The following is a 2,621-nucleotide window of genomic DNA, read 5'->3' on the forward strand; positions in this document are numbered from 1 at the left end:
GAAAGTTGTCGTCGCCAAAGCGTGCGCAAGGTCAGCTGCTCATGATCGATATCGAGCGGCAGCAAGCGAAGGTGCTTGCGGACAGATCGTCCGCGGCATGGACAACAGCTCCTGACGGTCGCGTCGTGGCGTTTGCACGCAACGAGGGCGTGTATGTTCCGAGCCCAGACGAGCCGTTACCGCTACGTCGGATCACACCGACGGCTGCGCTCGCCACATGGTCGGTGTCGATTCATTCAAGTGATGGTGCCGTTCTGGTCGAGAGTGCCGGCGTCACGCAGGACGTGTTACCGGAATCGATCCGTTGGTCACCGGATGGAAAAGAGCTGGCGTTTGTGGGGCTCGGAACATCCCGGCGCGACGGATGGAAGTTGTTCCGAGCGCAATTGAAAACACGCCGGATTACCGAAGTGCCGCTCGGCGCGCTTGAGATTACTGTCGCGGGACGCTCGGCGGCGCAGCTGCATTGGTTGCCATCGGGCGAGATCATGCTGCCGGGAGCGCTACGGAAATCAGGCGCTGCCGTGGCGGTATCCGCGCGGCGAGATTGGTGGGCAATCGCCCGCGACGGACAGCAACGCAGTCTCACAGCCGGAATGAACTCGCCACCGCGCGAGTTGTGGGCAGGCAATGGACACAAAAGTTTCTTTGGTATCGCCGAGGGTGCGATCTGGAGAATTGCGCCGCTGACCGGCACGGTAAGCAATGTGACCGCGGCTTCGGGGAATCGTGTCGATTCCATCGAGTGGCCGCAATCGTTGGGATGGGATGATCGCGCCGAATATCACTTTCCCGGTAGCACCTTCACTGACATGTTCTTCACTGCACGCGGCGAAGATCCCAGTGGCACGTATCGACTTGAACTGAACTCAGGCCGAATCACTGCAGTGAACGAACCAGAAGCTGACGCCAACGTCGCCGCATTTTCGTCGCGTACCGGCACGCTGATTCAGGCTGTGGAAGGTGACAACGGAACCGCCGTATGGCGCAGCACTCGTGCAGCCCCGGAAGTGCTGATGCAAGCGAATACCTTCCTGCAGCGAGTGGCGGGTGGCGAACTGCGTTCCATCGAGTATCGGAGTCTGGAAGGACAGTCGCTGCGCGCGTGGCTGATCCTGCCCACGAACTATGTCGCTGGTCGGCGCTACCCGATGCTGACTTGGGTGCACGCGGGCTTCATGGCTGGATCGCAGCCTGCGTACTACCACCGAGTTTCCTATGCCGATGGCTTGAACTTACATCTCGCCGCCGCACAGGGCTACGCGGTACTCCTGCCCAGCATGCCGGTACTCACGCCGGGTGATCCGGATGACGTGATGTTGAATCTTGCCAACGGCGTAACGCCAGCCGTGCAACAAGCGGTGGCGCTCGGGATTGCGGACTCGTCGCGAGTGTTCCTTGCCGGGCACAGCTTTGGCGGCTATGCCACCTATGGGCTTTTAGCGCATACGCAGATGTTCAAGGCCGCCGCGTCGTTGGCTGGCGCGACCAATCTCACCAGTCAATACGGTGCTTTCGATCCACGGCTGCGCTACGGCGATTTCGCGCACCAGAACCTTACCAACGTCACGCGCATGGAGCGGGGCCAAAGCAATCTTGGTGCGCCCCCTTGGAGCGACGCCGAACGCTATCGGCGCAATAGTCCCATCAACCAGGTGGAGCGTATCGTCACACCGCTGCTGATCGTGCAAGGCGATCTGGACTTCGTGCCGATTCAACAGGGAGAAGAGATGTTCATGTCCCTGTACCGGCTCGGCCGGCAGGCGCAATTTGCCCGGTACTGGGGCGAGGGACACGAATTACGCAGCCCGGCGAACATCCGGGATATGTGGAGCCGCATGGTCGCCTGGTTCGATGAGTTCGGCGATATCTCACGGGACGGCGACGGGCAAATCCTGTTCGACGGCGAGAATCCGCGTTCGCGCGCTGGGATGGAAAATTAGTAAGCCGCAGCCTGCCCATTGTTATAGCTGGGCGAGATTGCCACGAGCTCACCGGTGGCCGGATCGCGCTGGATGGCGATCCAGAGTCCTTGGACGAACCGAGCATCCAGAGGTTTGATCTGCTGCACGTCGAGCCCGGATTCGTTCAGCACTTCTTCTGGAAACTCACCCGCCACGACACGGAGGATCAATTTTTTGAAATCGCCGTCCGGTGACATCGGCGCGAGCAACCGTGGAGCATTGGCGGCCTGCTCGATGCTCATACCGTGATCGATGATGTTCAGTAGCGATAGGGTCGACTGATAGTGCAGGCCCATGCCCATCGACGACCAGGCGATTTCCGGCTGACCGTTGTTCAGGATCAGGCCGAGTTCGATGGCATTGGGCATCTGTGCACCGCGCGCAGTGGCGGCGACGAGTGGCTGCAAGTAGGAGCCGGGATCGCCGATGGACACGCCATCGACGACGATGGCGGTGCGGCCCCAGATCAAACAATTGATGGAGTGGCAGAGCGAGACCATGTTGCCTTCGCTATCGATCGCCACCACATCGTCGGAGTGCACGCCTTTGGGTTGGAAGCTGATCAACGCCTCTCGATCCAAGCGCGCCCACAGTTTCTCAGCGTGCGCCCGGCCCAGGCGAGCGGACCAGCTCAGGTCGAAGCCGGGGCATTCGTTC

At 60.7% G+C, this 2,621-nt stretch carries 1 protein-coding gene and 1 pseudogene; one reads left to right on the plus strand and one right to left on the minus strand.

Translation table 11 applies throughout. The annotated features are described in order from the left end of the window. On the plus strand, window positions 1–1,943 hold a 1,943-nt coding region (locus JNL55_RS14170; RefSeq protein WP_293854196.1), incomplete at its 5' end, for a prolyl oligopeptidase family serine peptidase. Here JNL55_RS14170 and JNL55_RS14175 read toward each other — a convergent pair. After that, window positions 1,940–2,621 (minus strand): annotated as a pseudogene (locus JNL55_RS14175) (hypothetical protein); the annotation flags it as partial. The gene JNL55_RS14170 and the pseudogene JNL55_RS14175 overlap by 4 nt on opposite strands.

Source organism: Steroidobacter sp. (genome assembly GCF_016790065.1).
In the GTDB taxonomy this organism is placed as follows: Bacteria; Pseudomonadota; Gammaproteobacteria; order Steroidobacterales; family Steroidobacteraceae; genus Steroidobacter.